General features: G+C 35.3%; 18 protein-coding genes. 7 read left to right on the top strand and 11 right to left on the bottom strand.

Annotated features, from left to right (window positions below):
* The first annotated feature begins 94 nt into the window (after positions 1-94).
* Positions 95-790, top strand: a complete 696-nt coding sequence (locus B6C84_RS02715) for an AzlC family ABC transporter permease (RefSeq protein WP_086354278.1) — start codon at positions 95-97, stop codon at positions 788-790.
* Positions 787-1,110, top strand: coding sequence for an AzlD domain-containing protein (locus tag B6C84_RS02710; protein ID WP_086354277.1), 324 nt, complete (start codon positions 787-789; stop codon positions 1,108-1,110). Before B6C84_RS02715 ends, B6C84_RS02710 begins: the two co-directional genes overlap by 4 nt.
* 58 nt (positions 1,111-1,168) lie before the next feature.
* Here B6C84_RS02710 and B6C84_RS02705 read toward each other — a convergent pair whose 3' ends face one another.
* The 8 genes from B6C84_RS02705 to B6C84_RS02670 form a co-directional block, all read right to left on the bottom strand.
* Positions 1,169-2,068 carry a heme biosynthesis HemY N-terminal domain-containing protein gene (locus B6C84_RS02705; protein WP_086354276.1) on the bottom strand — a complete coding sequence of 300 codons (900 nt, stop codon included), beginning with the start codon at positions 2,066-2,068 and terminating at the stop codon, positions 1,169-1,171.
* A gap of 10 nt (positions 2,069-2,078) precedes the next feature.
* Positions 2,079-3,509, bottom strand: a complete 1,431-nt coding sequence (locus B6C84_RS02700) for a uroporphyrinogen-III C-methyltransferase (RefSeq protein WP_086354275.1) — start codon at positions 3,507-3,509, stop codon at positions 2,079-2,081.
* Positions 3,510-3,531: 22 nt separating this feature from the next.
* Entirely contained in the window at positions 3,532-4,266 is a 735-nt protein-coding gene (locus tag B6C84_RS02695; RefSeq protein WP_086354274.1) for a uroporphyrinogen-III synthase, read from the bottom strand.
* Positions 4,266-5,183: a hydroxymethylbilane synthase gene (gene hemC, locus B6C84_RS02690; RefSeq protein WP_086354273.1), complete on the bottom strand. Its 918-nt coding sequence runs from the start codon at positions 5,181-5,183 to the stop codon at positions 4,266-4,268. Before hemC ends, B6C84_RS02695 begins: the two co-directional genes overlap by 1 nt.
* A 118-nt stretch (positions 5,184-5,301) precedes the next feature.
* On the bottom strand, positions 5,302-6,669 hold the full coding sequence (gene purB, locus B6C84_RS02685) for an adenylosuccinate lyase (protein ID WP_086354272.1): 1,368 nt from the start codon (positions 6,667-6,669) through the stop codon (positions 5,302-5,304).
* A gap of 29 nt (positions 6,670-6,698) precedes the next feature.
* Entirely contained in the window at positions 6,699-7,349 is a 651-nt protein-coding gene (gene hflD, locus B6C84_RS02680) for a high frequency lysogenization protein HflD (protein WP_065578968.1), read from the bottom strand.
* A 1-nt stretch (position 7,350) separates the two neighbouring features.
* Positions 7,351-8,469: a tRNA 2-thiouridine(34) synthase MnmA gene (mnmA, locus tag B6C84_RS02675; protein ID WP_086354270.1), complete on the bottom strand. Its 1,119-nt coding sequence runs from the start codon at positions 8,467-8,469 to the stop codon at positions 7,351-7,353.
* A gap of 217 nt (positions 8,470-8,686) precedes the next feature.
* On the bottom strand, positions 8,687-9,373 hold the full coding sequence (locus tag B6C84_RS02670) for a LexA family transcriptional regulator (RefSeq protein ID WP_086354269.1): 687 nt from the start codon (positions 9,371-9,373) through the stop codon (positions 8,687-8,689).
* Positions 9,374-9,528: 155 nt separating this feature from the next.
* On the opposite strand from B6C84_RS02670, the gene B6C84_RS02665 reads away from it, so the two are divergent.
* Positions 9,529-9,756, top strand: coding sequence for a helix-turn-helix domain-containing protein (locus B6C84_RS02665; RefSeq protein WP_065578965.1), 228 nt, complete (start codon positions 9,529-9,531; stop codon positions 9,754-9,756).
* A gap of 54 nt (positions 9,757-9,810) precedes the next feature.
* Here B6C84_RS02665 and tpiA read toward each other — a convergent pair whose 3' ends face one another.
* Positions 9,811-10,575, bottom strand: a complete 765-nt coding sequence (tpiA, locus tag B6C84_RS02660; RefSeq protein ID WP_034902247.1) for a triose-phosphate isomerase — start codon at positions 10,573-10,575, stop codon at positions 9,811-9,813.
* A gap of 100 nt (positions 10,576-10,675) precedes the next feature.
* Between tpiA and zapB the strand changes: the two genes are divergently transcribed.
* The 4 genes from zapB to B6C84_RS02640 all read left to right on the top strand — a co-directional run bounded on the left by zapB (position 10,676) and on the right by B6C84_RS02640 (position 14,143).
* Positions 10,676-10,921: a cell division protein ZapB gene (zapB, locus tag B6C84_RS02655; protein WP_034902244.1), complete on the top strand. Its 246-nt coding sequence runs from the start codon at positions 10,676-10,678 to the stop codon at positions 10,919-10,921.
* A 76-nt stretch (positions 10,922-10,997) separates the two neighbouring features.
* Entirely contained in the window at positions 10,998-12,299 is a 1,302-nt protein-coding gene (locus B6C84_RS02650; protein WP_086354268.1) for a DUF2868 domain-containing protein, read from the top strand.
* Between the two features lies 1 nt (position 12,300).
* A complete protein-coding gene (locus B6C84_RS02645) occupies positions 12,301-13,659 on the top strand; it encodes a DUF3482 domain-containing protein (RefSeq protein ID WP_065651011.1) in 1,359 nt (452 codons plus the stop codon).
* On the top strand, positions 13,607-14,143 hold the full coding sequence (locus B6C84_RS02640) for a C40 family peptidase (protein WP_081298901.1): 537 nt from the start codon (positions 13,607-13,609) through the stop codon (positions 14,141-14,143). Before B6C84_RS02645 ends, B6C84_RS02640 begins: the two co-directional genes overlap by 53 nt.
* 296 nt (positions 14,144-14,439) lie before the next feature.
* Here B6C84_RS02640 and nifJ read toward each other — a convergent pair whose 3' ends face one another.
* Complete coding sequence (gene nifJ, locus B6C84_RS02635; protein ID WP_086354267.1) at positions 14,440-17,982, bottom strand: pyruvate:ferredoxin (flavodoxin) oxidoreductase; 3,543 nt, start codon at positions 17,980-17,982, stop codon at positions 14,440-14,442.
* Between the two features lie 289 nt (positions 17,983-18,271).
* Complete coding sequence (purM, locus tag B6C84_RS02630; RefSeq protein ID WP_086354266.1) at positions 18,272-19,309, bottom strand: phosphoribosylformylglycinamidine cyclo-ligase; 1,038 nt, start codon at positions 19,307-19,309, stop codon at positions 18,272-18,274.
* Positions 19,310-19,381: the final 72 nt, after the last annotated feature.

Raw genomic sequence — 19,381 nt, 5'->3', positions numbered from 1 at the left:
TCATATAACGAATAATACGGCAGTGAAATTGAATCAACATTATTACAATTATTAAATATATTAGATAGCAGTTTATGTCATTAAGGAAAGGAAAATGTCTTTAACATTTAAAGATGGTGTACAAGCGTGTATTCCAACTTTATTGGGTTATATTGGAATAGGTATTGCCGCTGGTGTTGTGGGTAAAGCGTCTAACTTATCGGTATTAGAAGTGACTCTCATGGCAATTATTATTTATGCGGGCGCATCACAATTTATCATCACCGGTTTAATGATGGTAGCAACGCCAATATCTGCGGTTATTTTCACGGTGTTTTTAGTTAATTCGCGGCATTTTTTGATGAGTATGGCGACTGCACCGGCATTTCGTCGTTTCTCATTATTGAATAATATTGGTATTGGTAGTTTATTAACTGATGAAAGTTTTGCGGTAGCCATGAATGCTATTGCTAATAAACAACCCGTAAATCCAGCCTGGATGCATGGCCTAAATATAACCGCTTATGCTGCTTGGATTCTATCATGTTTAGTTGGGGCATTGATTGGTGAATGGTTGCCCAATCCAGCACAATTTGGATTAGATTATGCTTTAGTGGCGATGTTTATTGGTTTACTTTATTTACAGCTAACAGCTGATAAATCTAAAACACTTTTAAATCGTGTTATTGTAATTTTGACAGTCAGTGTAATATTGATTTTTTTATTACGTTTTGTCTCATCCGAAATGGCGATATTACTTAGTACTTTTGCCGGTTGCTTTATGGGGATTATTGTGGAGCGTAAAGCATGAGTATTTATAGTATATTAATCATTTTGGGTAGTGGTTTGGTGACTTGGTTACCTCGGGTTATCCCTTTCTTATTAGTCAGAAAATTGCAATTGCCTGAAGTGGTAATTCGTTTTTTATCCTATGTACCTATTTGTATCTTAACCGCACTGTTTGTCGAGAATCTTTTTATAGTTAAACAAGGCGAATTTCCTAGTCTTAATTTTGAATATTGCTTAGCTGCGCTGCCAACTATTGGTGTTGCTGTTTTGACTCGCAACTTAATGTGGGTGGTTATTGCTGGAATGAGTAGTATGGCATTAATTCGCTATTTTATTATCTAAACAGATTATCTATTCAAACAAAAACAGGGCAATTGCCCTGTTTACTATTTAATATTTTTTAGGTTCTTTCTTTTTGTTGTAATTTTAGAATACTTTTATTCAACTTTTCCGCTTCGGCTGTTTGGCCTAATTGATTTAAATAGTTGGCCATTGCTTTTTGGTTGGCTAGGTTATTAACAATAACTTTTGGTTGTTGTTTCCACCATTTTATCAAAGCAAGTGGATCACTGTTGGTTGATAATTGTTTGATACGGCCAATATAGGCTGCTTGTCTAAACTGATCAAGTTGAGAGTCTGGATAAGCTTTAGTTTTATACATGATTGGTAATAAATCAATAACTGATTGATAATCTTCCGTTTCATAATAGAGTTGATCGGCTAATCTCAATATTTCAACATTACGCGGTTTTTCGTTTAATAATTTTTCAATTGTGATTTTAGCTGCACTATATTCATGATTTTTGAGTTGTAGACGAATTTGTACCAGTTGAAAAGCAAATAACTCTTTTGGTTGGCAACATTTTGCCGCTTCGGCTAAAGATTGATTGGCGGCGATTAATTGGTCTGCATCAATTTGTGCTTGAGCTGCAAGTAAATAAGATAAAGTAGAGCTTTTTGCACCTTTGGCACTTTTCATAAATAGTTTTGCAGCTTGTTGATAATCACCTTGTAAAAGGTAAAATTGCGCTTGTTCAACCCGTTTAATTGATTTCTTCGGTGATTTTAATCTTAACCATTCACCAAAAGCAGTTTTTGAGTTAAAGACTTTTTTACCTATTTCATAAACTAAATACAGGACAAGCAATCCCAACAATTGTAGTATGACAAATGAGTTAAAAGACATACTTATTCTATATTTAGCAACTTCAAATATCGCTGAACCTTGATTGCCTTCAAGAATAGGGCCAAGAAAAAATCCACCGACTAATACTAAGAAAATAATGAGTATTTTTAACATTATTATTCTCCTATTTGCCTAATGCTGATTTGACTCGAGTTTGCATTAATTTTTCAAGTTCAATAATGCTGTCGAGTTTATCGGGGATGTTTTGATTACTAATCGATTGTTTTTGTAAACTATCAAGATCATTTAAGAACAATTTAACCGCTGATGCATTACCATCGAAATAAGCATTAATCCAAGTCGAAGCATCATGTAAAGCACGTTGATATATGAGTTCTTGATGTCTTGGTACTGCCTGCGCCGCAATTAATAACCGGAAACGAATATTTTCACGAAGATACAGAGTCTGTTCTAAACTTAAAGGTGTTTTTAAAATTTGGCATCTGACAATTTGCTTTTCATCATTACCTGCCTTATCGAGACAAGTGGCAAAATGGTTATCTTTTGCGTCTAGTTTTTCAATTTTGATAAATTTGTCCATAAATTTTTCCGCATTAGCGAGTAAATTGTCTGACCAATCATCTATTGATGAGCTAACTTGATCTTCAGCTAAGTTTGATGACGGTTTATTATTTGTTGAAACCTCATTTGCGGTTTTAATTTCATTTTGGTTAACTGCCTGTGCAGCTTCTTTATAATTACCGACTAAAGGTAAGTCGGTTAATGATTCAGATAAACCTAATAGTTTAATAATAATCCCATCTTCATCAATAAAACTGATTTGTGATAAGGCATTAATATCTTTGCTAATGGCTTGTCTTGCGGTTAATAGACTTGGATCATTGGTTTTGGCCAAACTTTCATCAGCACTTTTCAATAATAAACGGGCACTGGTATAATCTTGGTCATTCCAAATTTTTCTACCCGCAAGGTGGACTAAATAGTTAGCCTGTGAGATTAACCAAACATTATTATCAAGGGTGGATAGGGCAGATAAACGTTCATTAATCGTATTCAAATTTTGTTCGTTTAACTTTGTTGCATCATTAATTTGTATGGTTAATTGTTGTTGAATTTTTTGGTTTTCATTTAATTGGCGATCAACACGCTGTGATAGAGATGTAAACTGTTGGTTTTGTTGATTGACGGCATCATTAATATTAGTTTGCAAATCATTAATTATGCTAGCTTTAGTATTTTGCTTTAAGTTTGCAACTTCTGTTTGTAAGGTGGAAATTTTTCGCTTTTGATTTTCAATTTGTTTATATCCTTGGAAATAAACAAATCCACTTAAGCAAACTGTTAATGCTATGGCAAGTATTGACAGTTTTGATACAGGTGCGTGGGATTTACTACTATTAACCGATGAATTGGTAACCGATGAATTGGTTGGTTGTTCGATTTTTGGACTAGAAGTTTTTTTGATTGGTTCTTTTTTATCTACGTTCATCGTCGTTTTCGCTTCTTTGTTTGCATTAGGTATTGGCGGTTGACTAAATGAAGTGGTGCTGATGTTGGATAGTGTTGCATTGGCACCATAATATTTTGTTGACATAAATTAACCCCATTTAGATTTTTTAAATATTTTTGGCATTATGACATAGAGTTATCATTGTTTTAAATAAAAATTGATTATTTGCACTAACAATTTTTAAAACTTTTTGCCAATTTAACTGTTTAGCTTTTGCAAAAATTCTCTCACTGGTTACGATTAGTTGTGCATCACTTTTATGTTTATTTTGGCAGTAAATATCCAGTTGTAATAGGTGATCAACACTCGTAATTAATATGATTTGTTGGGTAATATTTTCGGCTAATATGTTTGGTTTATAAGTAATAGTTTGACGAGTATAACATGCAATTGTTTTCACATTAACTGTTTGTAACTTTAGCTGCTGAGATAATTGTTGACCGCCTTTATCCCCACAAAGAATTAACGCATTATGACCACTTATTGCTTGTTGATTTAATAATGATAATAATCCGGCACTATTTTCTTCATTAGGGTAATCAACATGAACGCTATTTTGTTGACTAAATAGTTCGGCAGATTTTTTGCCAATGGCAAAATAGCGAAGGTGATTAGGTAACCTGAGATTAGGTAGATGTTGTTCAATCATATAAGTGACTTGTGGTGAAACAATAATAACCATATCACCTCGATTGAGGTTATCCAATTGTTGCTGTAAATACCCCAGATCTTGACCAGCTAAGATATTAAAAAAAGGTAGATGTTTTGCTGGTATATTGGCTTGATTTAATAATAGGGTTAAATTATCCCCTTCGGGGGAAGGGCGAGTAATATAAATCATTAGTTATTTAGTTCCGCTAATATTTTATCAGCGCCTTTAGCTAATAATTTTGCTGCCAATTTTTCGCCTAAGCTCTCGGCTTCTGTAGCTGCTCCTGTTACGCTAACTTTAATAATTGTTGAACCATCTAGACTGCCAACTAAACCAGTTAAGGTTAATAAATTGTTAGTTAAAAGACTTTGACAGGCAATAGGCACTTGGCAACCGCCTTGTAATGCCTGATTCATTGCTCTTTCAGCTTGTATACATATTCGGCTATGTTTATCATCAAGTGGCGCAAGTAATTGCAAAATTGTTTCATCATTAATTCGAGTTTCGATACCAATGGCACCTTGGCCTACCGCAGGTAAAATTAAGTCAGTATCAATGTATTGTTTGATTCGCTCTTGTAACCCTAGTCGTTTTAAACCGACAGCAGCTAGAATAATGCCATCATATTCTTGGTTATCCAATTTGGCTAAACGGGTACCAACATTACCACGTAAATCTTTGATGATTAAATGTGGATATTTAGCCCGTAATTGACATTGACGTCTTAAACTTGAGGTGCCAATGATAGCTCCATCAGGTAAATCATCTAAACATTGATATTGATTTGATATGAATGCATCACGAACATCATCACGTTGACAGATTGTGGCAAGCGTTAATCCTGTAGGAAATTGAGCTGGAATGTCCTTAATAGAATGAACGGCAATATCAGCTTCATTATCTATTATGGCTTGTTCTAATTGTTTGACAAATAATCCTTTACCGCCGATTTTCGATAGCGGACTATCCAATAGTACATCACCCTTAGTTACCATTGGGATTAGTTCAACGGTTAAATTTTGGTGGATTGTCATTAATTGTTGTTTAACAAAGTTAGCTTGCCAAAGGGCTAAGGGACTTTTTCTTGTTGCGATGCGGATTTTCAATGATGCTCCCTATCTTCCGAACTTTAAATATTTTTGTTGTTATATTTCATTCAACATAAATTGGTTCGCCTAAAACTCATTATATTTGAGCTTTAGGCTGCAACACTTATTATGTCATTTATAGTTCATCAACAAAATTAATGGCAAAACCAATGTAATTTGCTGGGGTTAGCTGTTTTAAACGAGCTTTTTCATGTTCAGGTAACGCTAACGAATCGATAAATTGTTGCATTCCTTGTGCATCGACACGTTTACCTCGCGTTAATTCTTTTAATTTTTCGTATGGTTTTTCGATACCATAACGACGCATCACGGTTTGAATGGGTTCTGCTAATACTTCCCAATTGCGGTTAAGTTCATCAAGTAGATACTCTCGATTGACTTCAAGTTTATTTAGACCTTTAAGTGTAGATTGATAAGCAATAATCGCATAACCAATACCTACACCAAGATTACGTAATACGGTTGAGTCGGTTAAATCTCGTTGCCAACGAGAAATAGGTAATTTACTACCAAGATGACTCATGATTGCATTAGCAAGCCCTAAATTGCCTTCTGAATTTTCGAAATCAATTGGGTTTACTTTATGTGGCATAGTTGAAGAGCCAATTTCACCAGCAACGGTTTTCTGTTTAAAATGATTTAGAGCGATATACCCCCAAACATCACGATCAAAGTCGATCATAATGGTATTAAAACGGGCAATGCAATCAAAATATTCTGCAATATAATCATGTGGTTCAATCTGGGTGGTATATGGGTTCCATTGTAATCCTAATGAAGTTACAAATTCCTCACTAAATTTATGCCAATTGATTTGTGGGTAAGCAACCATATGCGCATTATAATTACCTGTAGCGCCATTAATTTTACCAAGAATTTCAATTGACTCTAATTGTTTGAGTTGTCTCTTTAGTCGATAAACAACATTGGCAAACTCTTTACCGATGGTGGAAGGTGTAGCTGGTTGTCCATGTGTTCTTGATAATAATGGTAAGTCACGATAAGTCTTAGCTTGCGTAGTGATGGTTGCAATTAATTTGTTCCAGTAAGGGATAAGAACTGTGTCTCTGGCTGTTTTTAACATTAATGCATAAGATAAATTGTTGATATCTTCTGATGTGCAGGCAAAGTGGATAAATTCATTAATAGCTTGCAGTTCTTCGTTAGTGTTAACTTTTTCTTTTAAGAAATACTCAACAGCTTTAACATCGTGATTTGTTGTTTTTTCGATTGTTTTGATACGTATTGCATCTTGTTCATTAAAGTTGTCAACAATTTCATTCAGGTGCTTGTTAGCTTGCTCACTTAGTGTTGGTACCTCAAGAATATCTGCTTGATTAGCGAGTTTTTGTAGCCATCGAACTTCAACTTGCACACGATATTTTAATAAACCATATTCACTAAAAATGGTGCGTAATTCTGTTGTTTTGTCACCATAACGACCATCAATTGGTGATAGGGCGGTAAGAGCAGATAATTCCATCGGTTTTACTCCGTTGCTATTTTTTAAATTTAATAACTTTGTTGATTAATATCTTTTAATAATTCTTGTGCTGCATTACATATTCGTTTACGACCCAGCAAAATTTGCCAACGACTTCCACCAACTTGATACCATAAAATGGCAGAACGAACACAACCTAGTAGTGAAGCTCTAACTTTGGCTTGCACCAATGAATTTTGTAAATACTCCGCTTTACCTACTACTTTGATTTTGGTTGATAAGGGACTGATGATATCCGAATAGATTCCCGCTAATGAATAAGAGAGATCATCAACATGATTACTGATTGTCTCTTGATTCATATCTGAATAAAGTCCAGATATCCGTTGCAAACGTTGATCTATTTTACCTAATGCATCGTTATTTTTTAAAAGTTTGCTGGTGACACTTAATGCACCAAACAAATAACGGATGTTTTCAACTTGTTGCTTTTGATTTGATGATAGTAGTGAGATAAGAGTTTCTAGGCCTGTTTTAATATTGATAATACCATCATAAACATCATCAGTGGTTTTTGGCGATGTATTGAATATACTTTTAATTGCTATTTGATAAAGCGTATTGTTACAAACCCCTGTATTAGCAAGTTGGGGAATAAGTGACGCACTTTGTGTTACGCCGGCAAGGGCTATTGCAATATGATGATATTTACTATTCACTTTAATGCTCCTTACTGCTTACAATTCGTTCCTCAATAATACCGCCACCAAGGCAGACTTCATCTTGATAGAATACCGCTGATTGTCCAGGTGTTACTGCTGCAACAGGTTGTTCAAATATTACTTGAATTTTATCTTGTTCTAATGGTGTGACACTACAAACAATATCTTGTTGACGGTAACGCGTTTTTACTGTGCATTGAAAAGGTTTGGTCACAACTTTACGATCAACCCAGTGTAGTTGTTGAGCAATTAATCCATCTGAAAACAAAGCTGGATGATCATGACCTTGGGCAACAATTAATTCATTATTTTTTATGTCTTTGTCAACAACATACCATGGCGTATCATCGGCTTGTTTTAGACCACCTATGCCAAGTCCTTTACGTTGTCCTAATGTGTGATACATTAGCCCTTGATGTTGGCCGATAACTTCACCATCTACAGTCCGAATCACGCCTGATTGTGCCGGTAAGTAACGAGCTAAAAAGTCACTAAATTTTCGTTCACCAATAAAACAGATCCCGGTTGAGTCTTTTTTAGCTGCGGTTGCTAGGCCTAGTTTTTCGGCGATTTTTCGTACTTGTGGTTTTTCTAGTTCACCAACAGGAAATAAGCTTTGTCTGATTTGATCTTCACTCAGCGTATATAAAAAATAACTTTGGTCTTTATTGTTATCTATACCGCGCAGTAATTCGACTTTGCTTCCATTTTCTCGCTTGCGAACATAATGGCCAGTAGCGATATAATCAGCACCAAGATCTTCGGCTGCATATTCAAGAAAAGCTTTAAATTTGATCTCTTTATTGCATAAAATATCAGGATTAGGTGTTCGACCTGCCTTATATTCGGATAAAAAATGTTCGAATACGTTATCCCAGTATTCGGCAGCAAAATTGATTGTGTGTAATTTGATGTTTAATTTGTCACATACTGCTTGCGCATCAGCTAAATCGATCGCTGCTGAACAATATTCTTCTGTGTCATCTTCTTCCCAATTTTTCATAAATAAACCAACAACATCGTAACCTTGTTGTTGTAATAAATAAGCAGAAACAGAAGAATCTACGCCGCCAGACATGCCGACAACGACTTTTTTTCGAGTGTTTATATTTGGCATAATAACTAAATCAATGGGCAAAAATTTTATAACGATTTTAGCATAATTATGATGAAAAGTGTAAGGCTATGCGAAAGAGGGATAAGGGTTTGACTAACAAATTTTTATTAGTAGTTGTCTGCTGATATCTATTCGCAGAAAAAAATTAATTATAGTTCCAAACTCCATTGATAATATCAATGGAGTTAAATTTAAAGATAGCATTATTATGGTGATCTTAATTAAGATCTTTCAGTAAATAGACCACATGGCCGATTATTTTAAAATCGTGTTGTTCTTTTTTGTCAACCACAATAGCTGGATATTTAGGGTTATCTGAAATTAAAACTAAGTTAGCACCTTGATTTTGAATACGCTTGATACTTATATGATCATCATACTGTACCGCATAAAGAAAACCATCAATAGGTTTAGCGTTAGCTTTATTGATAATAAGAATATCATGATTTGATATGGTTGGTTCCATACTGTCACCCTTAGCCCAAACAGCGATTAGATTATCAACTTCACAACTGTGATGTTTGATTAAGGTGATATCAAATGGGATTGTTTCTAAAACTGAAAATGCACTATTTGTTTCATTGAGATGATGAAATGGAATATCAATAGAACCTTTACCTTGGCTTTCTGGAAGTAAACGACATTCGCCTTTTCCTGTTGCAAGCCACTCGATTGGTATATCACATTTCTGCGCTATGGTTGCCAATCTATTTAGCGATGGATAGGTTTTACCACATAAATAATCTCGTATTACTGCTTCTGACATTCCTACTTTTTTCGCAAAAGCGTTACCAGAAAGACCTTCTAAAACAATAGTTAATCGATTTTTAAAATTTATAACTCCTGTACTGGTCAATGTTCGTGTTTTTTCCTGTTCTGACTGTTTTTTTACTTTGTTTTCCATTGTTTTTCATTCCATTTCTAGATATTTTTTTGTTTTTATTATTTTAATTCGTTTTTTTATATGCTATTCTTTGCAGGTAACTTGTTATCGCTTTAGTCGCGTAATACCGATAATCTTTACAATAGCAAAAAATTTAACCAATAGAGGATCTCATAATGAGAGAACAAGATCAAGACTGGACACCATCAAGAGTTGTAGGTGAGATTAAAATCCGAGGCGGAAATTTAAGAGCGCTTTCTCGTTCAAGTGGTTTACAGGCTGATACTTTACGTAATGCACTATATCGACATTGTCCTAAATATGAACGTATTATCTCTGAATATTTACAAGTGCCTGTTGAGCAAATTTGGCCATCTAGATATGAAAAGAAGGGTAAAAAATAAGTTACAATTGTACTACTGAGTAGAAAAAGACGCCTAAAATAGGCGTCTTACGTTTTATTTCTTAGCTTGTTCTGCCGCTTTAACGATTGCTGCAAAAGCATCGACTTTTAATGAAGCTCCACCAACTAAAGCACCATCAATATCTGGTTGGGTAAATAGTTCAGCTGCATTTTTATCATTAACTGAACCACCATATTGAATAATTACTTGTTTAGCTACAGCTGCATCTTGTTTTGCGATATGATCACGGATAAATTTGTGAACAGCTTGTGCTTGAGCTGGAGTTGCAGATTTACCTGTACCGATTGCCCAAACAGGTTCATAAGCAATTACTGCGCCATTAAATGCTTGTACACCTAATGCATTAATAACAGCATCAATTTGACGAGCACATACTGCTTGAGTTTGGCCAGCTTCGTTTTCAGCTTCAGTTTCACCAATACAAAGTACTGGTACTAGACCTGCTTCTTTTAATACACCAAATTTTTGGGCAATAAATTCATCAGATTCTTTGTGATAAGTACGACGTTCAGAATGTCCAATAATGACGTGAGTTACGCCGATTTCTTTTAACATAGTTGCTGATACTTCACCAGTATAAGCACCAGAAAGATGAATACCGACATCTTGAGCACCTAAAAGAATGTTTGAGCCACCTAATTGATGTGCTACAAAATCTAAATAAACGCTAGGCGGTGCAATTGCAATGCCACAGTTAGCGTCTGTTGATAGCTCATTTCTTAATCCTGCGACCAAGTCTTTTGCCATACTGATACTACCATTGAGTTTCCAGTTACCCATAACGAGAGGTTTTCGCATATTTTTCTCCAACTTAAAATTTAAAAAGGTGTTGATTTCAGAATGAATTAGTTATAATACTACTTATTATACACCAAATAAATTGAGCTTGAGGAAAAATATGTCATTAGAAATATTGAATCAATTAGAAACTAGAATTCAACATACTGTTAACACCATTAATACATTGCAACAAGAGATTGCTAGATTAAAGCAAGGTAATCAAGAACTTGAGCAATTAATTAATGATAGTTCTGATGAAATGAAAGCATTACGCGATGAAAATGAAAAACTAAAACAAGATCAACAAATTTGGCAGCAACGGATTCAAACTCTTTTAAGTAAAATTGGTGAAATCACCCAGTAAACGACTCAATCTATCTTAAACGCGACTTATGTCGCGTTTCTTTTATGACTAACCTAAATGTGAAAATTAAATAAAAATGCGTGAACAGCTAAAATCTTTATGGCTTACTGAAACTATTCATTTAATTGAGTCACAATCTGGACGCTTTGCTGATCAAGATATTAATCGGCAAGTTAAAGCTATGCCAACCTCTTTGGTTAATCGTATTGTTACGCGAGCCACCTTATTATCTAAACAAAATGGTTTATATTTGGCACAAAAAGTAATGTTGCGCTCAATTAAGCTGTCATTTTTGTTATTATTGTTTTTATCACTTTTTATCGGTAGCTCGTTGACATTTGGCGCGTTAAGTCAAAATCCAATCAATTTATATTTGGCATTATTTAGTTTATTGGGTGTTCATTTTATTACGCTAATTATCTGGCTTTGCTCATTTTTATTTTTTTCTCGCTTTGGTGGTAGTTTATTAATTCACGGTTGGTTATGGATAGCGGAAAAACTCTACCAAAAAAAGACTGTGCAACAACTTGTTCCTGCTTTTGTTTCATTATTTGGCTACCGAATTCGTTGGTTGCTAGGTTTTGTACTTAATTTGTTTTGGACAGTTATTTTAACTAGCGCTTTAATTGTTTTGTTAGTGCTTTTTTCTACCCAACATTATAGTTTTGAATGGAAAACAACTTTATTAAGTGCCGATTCAATTATTGAATTAACTCATTGTCTAGGTTATTTGCCATCTTGGTTTGGATTTTCTATTCCAAAAGATGATGTGATTAAACTGAGTGAACATGCATTAAGTTCTGGTGATATTCGTTCTTCATGGGCGATATGGTTACTTGGCGTTTTTATTTTTTATGGCTTAACTGTTCGTTTACTTCTGATGATTTTTTGTGGTGTCACCTGGATGGTAACCAGTCGAAAAATTAAGTTAAATTTAGATGATCCTGATTATCAAATACTTGCGCAACAATTACAGCCATTAGTTACTAATGTAGAAGATGAAGATAAATTAGGTGAAAGCAGATGGCAATTGCCGATTTCGCAAATTGAAGAAGGGCATGGTATCTATTTAGTGGCAGTGGATATCGTTGAAAGTTGGAAACCTACAACTACAGTTCCGTTCTATGGCTTTCTCAATACCCGTGAACAACGGGTTGCTATATTGGACTATTTACAATTAAAACCAGCGAAAAAATTATTAATCGCCATCGATACGGATCGCGCCCCTGATCGTGGATTATTAAACTTTATTCAACAGCTAATTAATAAATCCCAGCAAACTCGGATATGGTTTATTAATCACGGTAAGCAATTTCATAATTGGCAATCGTTATCTTTACCATTAGCCGAACCTAATTGGTTAGAGCAGGATAATTAATATGATTACTTCATTGAAATTAGCAATAGTTGGCCATGCCAATTTTGGCAAAACTTCGCTTTTGCGAGCATTGTCGCACAATAGTCATTTTGGTGATGTTTCAGATAAACCGGGCACCACAAGACACGTTGAATCAATTAAATTGTCTTTGGCTAATAATACCGACATTACTTTTTATGATACTCCGGGTTTTGAAGATAGTTTGGCGCTTTATGATTATATAACACAAATTCTACCAGCTAATACTAAGCTAGATGGTATCGATAAATTAACGACTTTTTTACAAAGTCCGGAGGCTGAAAACCTTTTTAATCAAGAAGCAAAAGTCATCAGACAAGTGTTAAATTGTGATGCAGCTATCTATGTCATTGATGTCCGAGAGCCTGTGCTACCTAAATATCATGATGAATTGGCCATTTTAGCAAATAGTGATAAACCTATTCTTGCTGTCCTTAATTTTACTTCAAGCAAAGAACAAAATGAAAAGGAATGGAAAAGATTGCTTTCAATAATAGGTATCCATGCTATCATTGGGTTCGACGCTGTGTTTCCACCCATAGATGGTGAAGAAAAATTATACAAAAGTTTAGCTTTACTAATTGAATCAGCTAAAAAAATATTGGATAATTGGTTAGATAATATTACGAGGATTCGTGAATCACGTAATCATACAGCAAATAAGCTTATTGCCGAAGCATTGGTTGATGTGACTGCTTTTTATAAAATGGCAAAATCAGATGATAAGCAAGCTGTAACTGATATGCAAAATAAAGTTAGGTTACGTGAACAAAAAGTAATAAATGATTTATTGCAACTCTATCAATTTGATTCAACTCAAGAGAGTGAAGAAAATCTACCTTTAATTAAAGGTAGATATAACGCGGATTTGTTTAATTTAGATGCGTTGAAATTGATGGGTATACATTTGACTAAAGGATTTGTATCTGGTGCAACTATCGGAGCAAGTATTGATTTAGCTACTGGTGGATTATCCTTTGGTTCAGCTGCGTTAATTGGTGCAGCCGTGGGTAGTTTGATGCAAACTGCAAAGCATTACGGTTCTAGAATGCGTTATCAGCTTTCTGGATATAGTAAATTAAGCGTTGATGATGTGATTATTTGTTTTCTTTCTTTACGATTAGTTCAACTTAAAGAGAGTTTAAATTATCGCAGCCATGCGAACACCAGCCCGATTAGATTATCTAAGCTAGATAAAAATGAGTGGCAAAAAGGTGTGTTACCTAAAAGTCTAAAGGTAGCAAGACGTTATTCGCATTGGTCGACTTTAAATAAAGGAACAAAAAGAAATGATAAAAAAAGGCAGTCGGTTATTAACCAAGTTGCGCAACAATTGCGGTAGTGTTAAAAAACGATGTTTAGTAATCTCGATTATTTTTTCTCTGTTTGTATTGTTTGGTTGTAGTAGTAGTCAAGGTCAAGTAGCGGTAAATAAATCAGATCCAGTTATTTTGGCAAAAATCGATCAACATTATAAAAAATGGAAAAAAACGCCATATCGTTATGGTGGTACAACCTTAGCTGGTAGTGATTGTTCTGGTTTAGTTATGAATTTCTACAAAAATAGATTATCAAAAACTTTGCCAAGAAGTACTGTAGAACAAGCTAAACTAGGCTATAAAGTTACTACTCCTAAAGCGGGTGATTTAGTATTCTTTAAAACCGGTCGTAGTCGTAGCGGTTTGCATGTTGGTATCTACTATGCAGATGGTAAATTCCTACACGCTTCAACATCAAAAGGTGTTATTTTCTCTAATTTAAAAGAAGATTATTGGAAAAAACATTATTGGATGACTCGTCGGGTTATCGATACCAAAGTTAAGTAAAATTTTAGACTCACTGATATGATCTATACAGTGAGTCTTTAGCGTTCCTTCCTCGGTTGTTTCAATTTTATATCAGTGAATTTTCCCTTAAACCATACAACACATTGGCAACATATAACATTTTTCCAGGTGTTCCTAGCGATATTCGACACCAATTGGTAGCTAGATTGAAATTTAGTTCGGGTTTGCCCCCATTATGTCAATATTTAAGATCATTGCTAATATTAATGAATATACTAACAATGATCTTAATACCGCATAACTAAGGCTATTTTTGCCTGATAGTTATTTTGTGATTAACTATCTGCTGGCGTTTCAATATCAGAATAGGTTGCCAGCATTTGCAAGAATTTATATTTAGAATTTACCATTTTAGTTGATTGCGCATGTAAAGTATTGGCAATAACTGGTTCGAGTGTTTCTAAACGACGGAAACGTTGTTCTTTAAGTAAAACTTCCGTTAATGATTCACTGTTTGGTGCTTTAGAGTCTAACACTAAACCTGGTTTTCCTTCTTGCATACGACGCGGATCATAACGATATAATGGCCAGAAACCTGATTTAACTAAATCTTTCATCTGTTCATGAGATTTAGATAAATCGTAACCATGTTCTTCACAAGGGCTATAAGCAATAACCAGAGAAGGGCCATTATAAGCTTCAGCTTCTTGCAATGCTTTAAGTGTTTGGTTCAATTGCGATCCTAAAGCAACTTGGGCGACATAAACGTGACCATACATCATTACACTGACCCCAAGATCTTTACGAGCTTTATGTTTACCTAAATCAGCAAATTTGGAAACTGCACCCATTGGTGTTGCTTTCGATTGCTGTCCGCCAGTATTAGAGTAGCATTGGGTATCAAGCACTAAGATGTTAACGTTTTCGGTTAAACTCATTACATGATCGAGTCCACCAAAGCCAATATCATAAGCCCAACCATCACCACCAATAGCCCATACTGATTTATCAATCAAATAATTAGCATCTTGCATTAACTCTTTAGCTGCAGCTGAAGTTAAATGCGCTAATTGTTGACGTAATAAGTTAACTTGAGTTCGTTTTTCATCAATAGATAAATCTGGTGATTGTAAATTAATCACTATCTCTGGTGAAACTTCACCGGCAACATGTTCAAGCAAACGTAATGCTCGTTTTTTATGCTGATCATAAGTAATACGATAACCAAGTGCAAATTCGGCATTATCTTCAAATAATGAATTTGCCCAAGCCGGTCCACGGCCATTGCGATCGGTTGTATATGGGGATGATGGTAAATTACCACCATAAATTGACGAGCAACCAGTTGCATTAGCAATAGCGAGATGATCACCATATAATTGGGTTAGTAGTTTAATGTATGGTGTTTCACCACAACCAGCACAAGCACCAGAATATTCAAATAACGGTGTTAATAGTTGTGATGTACGTACATCAATTCGTTCTAGCGTTTTGATTTCCCGATCAGGAAGGTCGGTGAAATACTCATAGTTAGCACGTTGAGTTTCGAGATTGTCAATTCGTGAACGCATGTTAATGGCTTTGATATCAAAGTTATTACGGTCACGTGAAGGACAAACTTCAACACATAAATTACATCCGGTACAATCTTCAGGCGCAACTTGTAAAACATAACGTTGACCTTTCATATCTCGAGCTTTTACTTCAAGTGAGCTTAATGACTCAGGTGCATTGAGCATATCATCTGGTTCAACAACTTTTGCTCGAATGGCTGCATGCGGACAAGCAACCACACAATGGTTACATTGAGTACAAAGTTCAGGTTGCCAGATTGGTATTTCTTCAGCAATATTACGTTTTTCCCATTTGGTGGTGCCAACAGGCCATGTTCCATCGGGTGGAAAAGCTGAAACAGGTAAACTATCACCTAAGCCAGCTAACATAGTTGCAGTGACCATTTTAACAAAATCAGGGGCATTGCTTGGCACAACTGGCGGACGTAATGGACTACTTTCATCCACGCAACTTAATGGAATTTGCTCAAGAGATGCAATGGCTAAATCAAGTGCTTTCCAGTTATTTTCAACAATATCTTGTCCTTTACTGCTGTAACTTTTGGCAATAACTTCTTTTAGTTGTGAAATGCTAAAATCATTTTTAAATATTTCTGATAAATGAAAGAATGCGGCTTGCATTACGGTATTAATTCTTGCCCCTAAATTACATTCTCGAGCAATTTTAGCTGCATTAATAATATAAAAATGTGCTCTTTTCTTAATTAGTTGAATTTGCACTTCTTTAGGTAATCTATGCCAAACTTCATCCTTACTATAAGGTGTATTCAGCAAGAAAATACCATCATCTTTTAATCTTTCAACTATTTGATATTTGTCGATAAACTGATCTTGATGACAACCGATAAAATGGGCACTGGTTATCAAATATGGTGAATCTATTGGTTCAAGGTTAACTCGAAGGTGAGAAGTGGTTAAACCACCTGCTTTTTTCGAATCGTAAACGAAATAACCTTGTACATAAAATGGTGAACTATCACCAATGATTTTGATATTATTTTTGGTCGCTGAAACTGTACCATCACTGCCTAAACCATAAAATAGAGCTTCAAGTGCTGATTTTTGTGGAATGGATTTTTCTGGTAATGGTAGTGACAAGCCGGTTATATCGTCATAAATACCTACTGTAAAGCGAGGTTTAGGTTTCTCTGTTGTTAGTTCATTAAAAATGGCTAACACACAGCGAGGATCGAACTCTTTGGATGATAAACCATAACGACCACCAATAATTTGTGGTAAATGGTCACGTTCGCCACGTGAAAAACTTTCAGCAAAGGCTGTCATTACATCTAGGTAAAGAGGTTCAGCTTGTGCGCCGGGCTCTTTGGTACGATCTAGCACTGCGATTTTTTTCACAGTTTGCGGAATAACGTCAAGGAGATGAGTCGCTGAAAATGGTCGGAATAATCTTACGATAACGACACCAACTTTTTCGTCATTTTTAAGCAGATGATCGACAACTTCCTTCGTGGTGCTGACGCCTGATCCCATAATGACAATGATACGCTCAGCATCTTTTGCGCCATAATATTCGAAAGGTTGATACTTTCTACCGGTCTCTTTTGCAAAGGCTTGCATAGCATCAACAACATGATTAAAAGTATTCTCATAATATGGATTAACTGCTTCACGGCATTGGAAGTAGGTATCAGGATTAGCTGATGTACCACGAATAACTGGATTATCTGGTGTTAAGGCACGGCGACGAAAAGCATCAATAGCTTGATTGGGAAGCAAATTACGAATCTGTTCATCACTGATTGGATAAATTTTATTTACTTCGTGTGAAGTTCTAAAACCATCAAAAAAGTGAATAAATGGTACTCTACTATTGAGTGTCGCTATTTGTGCGATTAAGGCTAAATCTTGGGCTTCTTGTACCGAGCTAGAACACAGCATGGCAAAACCAGTTTGCCTAACTGACATAACATCAGAATGATCGCCAAAAATAGATAAGGCATGAGTTGCAACAGTACGGGCGGCAACATGTAATACAAATGGTGTTAATTCCCCAGCTATTTTATATAGCGAAGGAATCATTAATAACAGACCTTGCGATGAAGTAAATGATGTTGCTAATGCTCCAGTCATTAATGCACCGTGCACCGTTGATATTGCTCCCGCTTCCGATTGCATTTCAACAACTTTAGGTGTATCACCAAAAACATTGGGTTTGTTAAACTCCGCCCACGAGCTAGCTTGTTCAGCCATAGATGAACTTGGAGTTATTGGATAAATAGCAATGACTTCGTTTGCACGATATGCGACAGATGACACCGCACTGTTAGCATCTGATATGATCATTAAAAAACCTTGTATCTTAGAGTATTATGACATTACTTAGTTATAATAATTTTGCATATTGTACCAGAAACTAAGATAGCTTTTAGTTATTTTTGAGTTAAATTTTTGCCTAACTATACGTTTTTAGTAAAAATAAAAAAGGCAGGGGATTAGTATATTAAAACATAAGGCAGATATTGCAGATTGATACTAAAAGGAATTATTTTGATGATTTTTATATCGATAATTTTTGTCCAGTAATATTGACTGATTAGTTACTATTACTAGACAAAAATTGATATCGTATATATTACTGGATAACAACTCGTTCAGTTGATGAAGAGTGTTTTATTTCGCCAAGTAACCAAGCTTTTTCACCATGCTGGTTAAGTAAATTAATGGCTTGCTCGGCTAACTGTTTTGGTAAAGCGATGATTAAACCTACGCCACAATTGAAAGTACGGTACATTTCATGACGGCTTACATTACCTGCTTGTTGTAACCAATTAAAGATGGCCGGCCATTGCCAACTAGATTCATCAATAACAGCTTGAGTATTATCAGGTAAAACTCGTGGAATGTTTTCCCAAAAACCACCGCCAGTAATGTGTGCAATAGCATGAACATCGATTTTCGAAATCAAATCAAGCACTGATTTTACATAAATCTTAGTTGGCGCAAGTAAGTGATCTGCTAATGGTTTTCCGTCTAATTGTTCTGTTGCTGGATTAACACCACTAACTTCAATAATTTTACGTACTAGTGAATAACCATTTGAATGTGCACCGCTTGATGCAAGGGCAATTAAAGCATCACCATCTTGTACTTTACTACCATCAATCATTTCTGATTTTTCAACTACACCAACACAAAAACCTGCTAAGTCATAATCATCACCATGATACATACCTGGCATTTCTGCGGTTTCACCACCAACTAATGCACATCCGGATTGTTTACAGCCTTCCGCAATACCCGTAACAACTGTCGCTGCAACATCAACATTTAATTTGCCAGTAGCATAATAGTCGAGGAAAAATAAAGGCTCAGCTCCTTGAACAATCAAATCATTAACGCACATAGCAACCAAATCAATACCAATTGATTCATGACGATTTAAATCCATTGCAAGGCGCAATTTTGTGCCAACACCATCAGTACCTGAAACTAAAATAGGTTGTTTATATTTTTGTGGAATTGCACATAATGCACCAAAACCACCAAGTCCACCCATAACTTCAGGACGTTTGGTCTCTTTAACGACAGATTTAATACGATCAACCAATTCATTGCCAGCATCGATATCAACACCAGCATCTTTATAGCTAAGAGATTTATTATTTGACACGGGGAGCAGTCCTTTCAATAGAAAAAATTGCTTGTTATTTTAGCAAGGATGAAATTTATTGGCGACTAATTA

Origin of the sequence: Gilliamella apis, from assembly GCF_002142155.1 — a bacterium.
GTDB classification, from domain to species: Bacteria; Pseudomonadota; Gammaproteobacteria; order Enterobacterales; family Orbaceae; genus Gilliamella; species Gilliamella apis.
The sequence above is the reverse complement of the archived record's forward strand: the minus strand, read 5'-3'. Positions and strand labels throughout refer to the sequence as shown.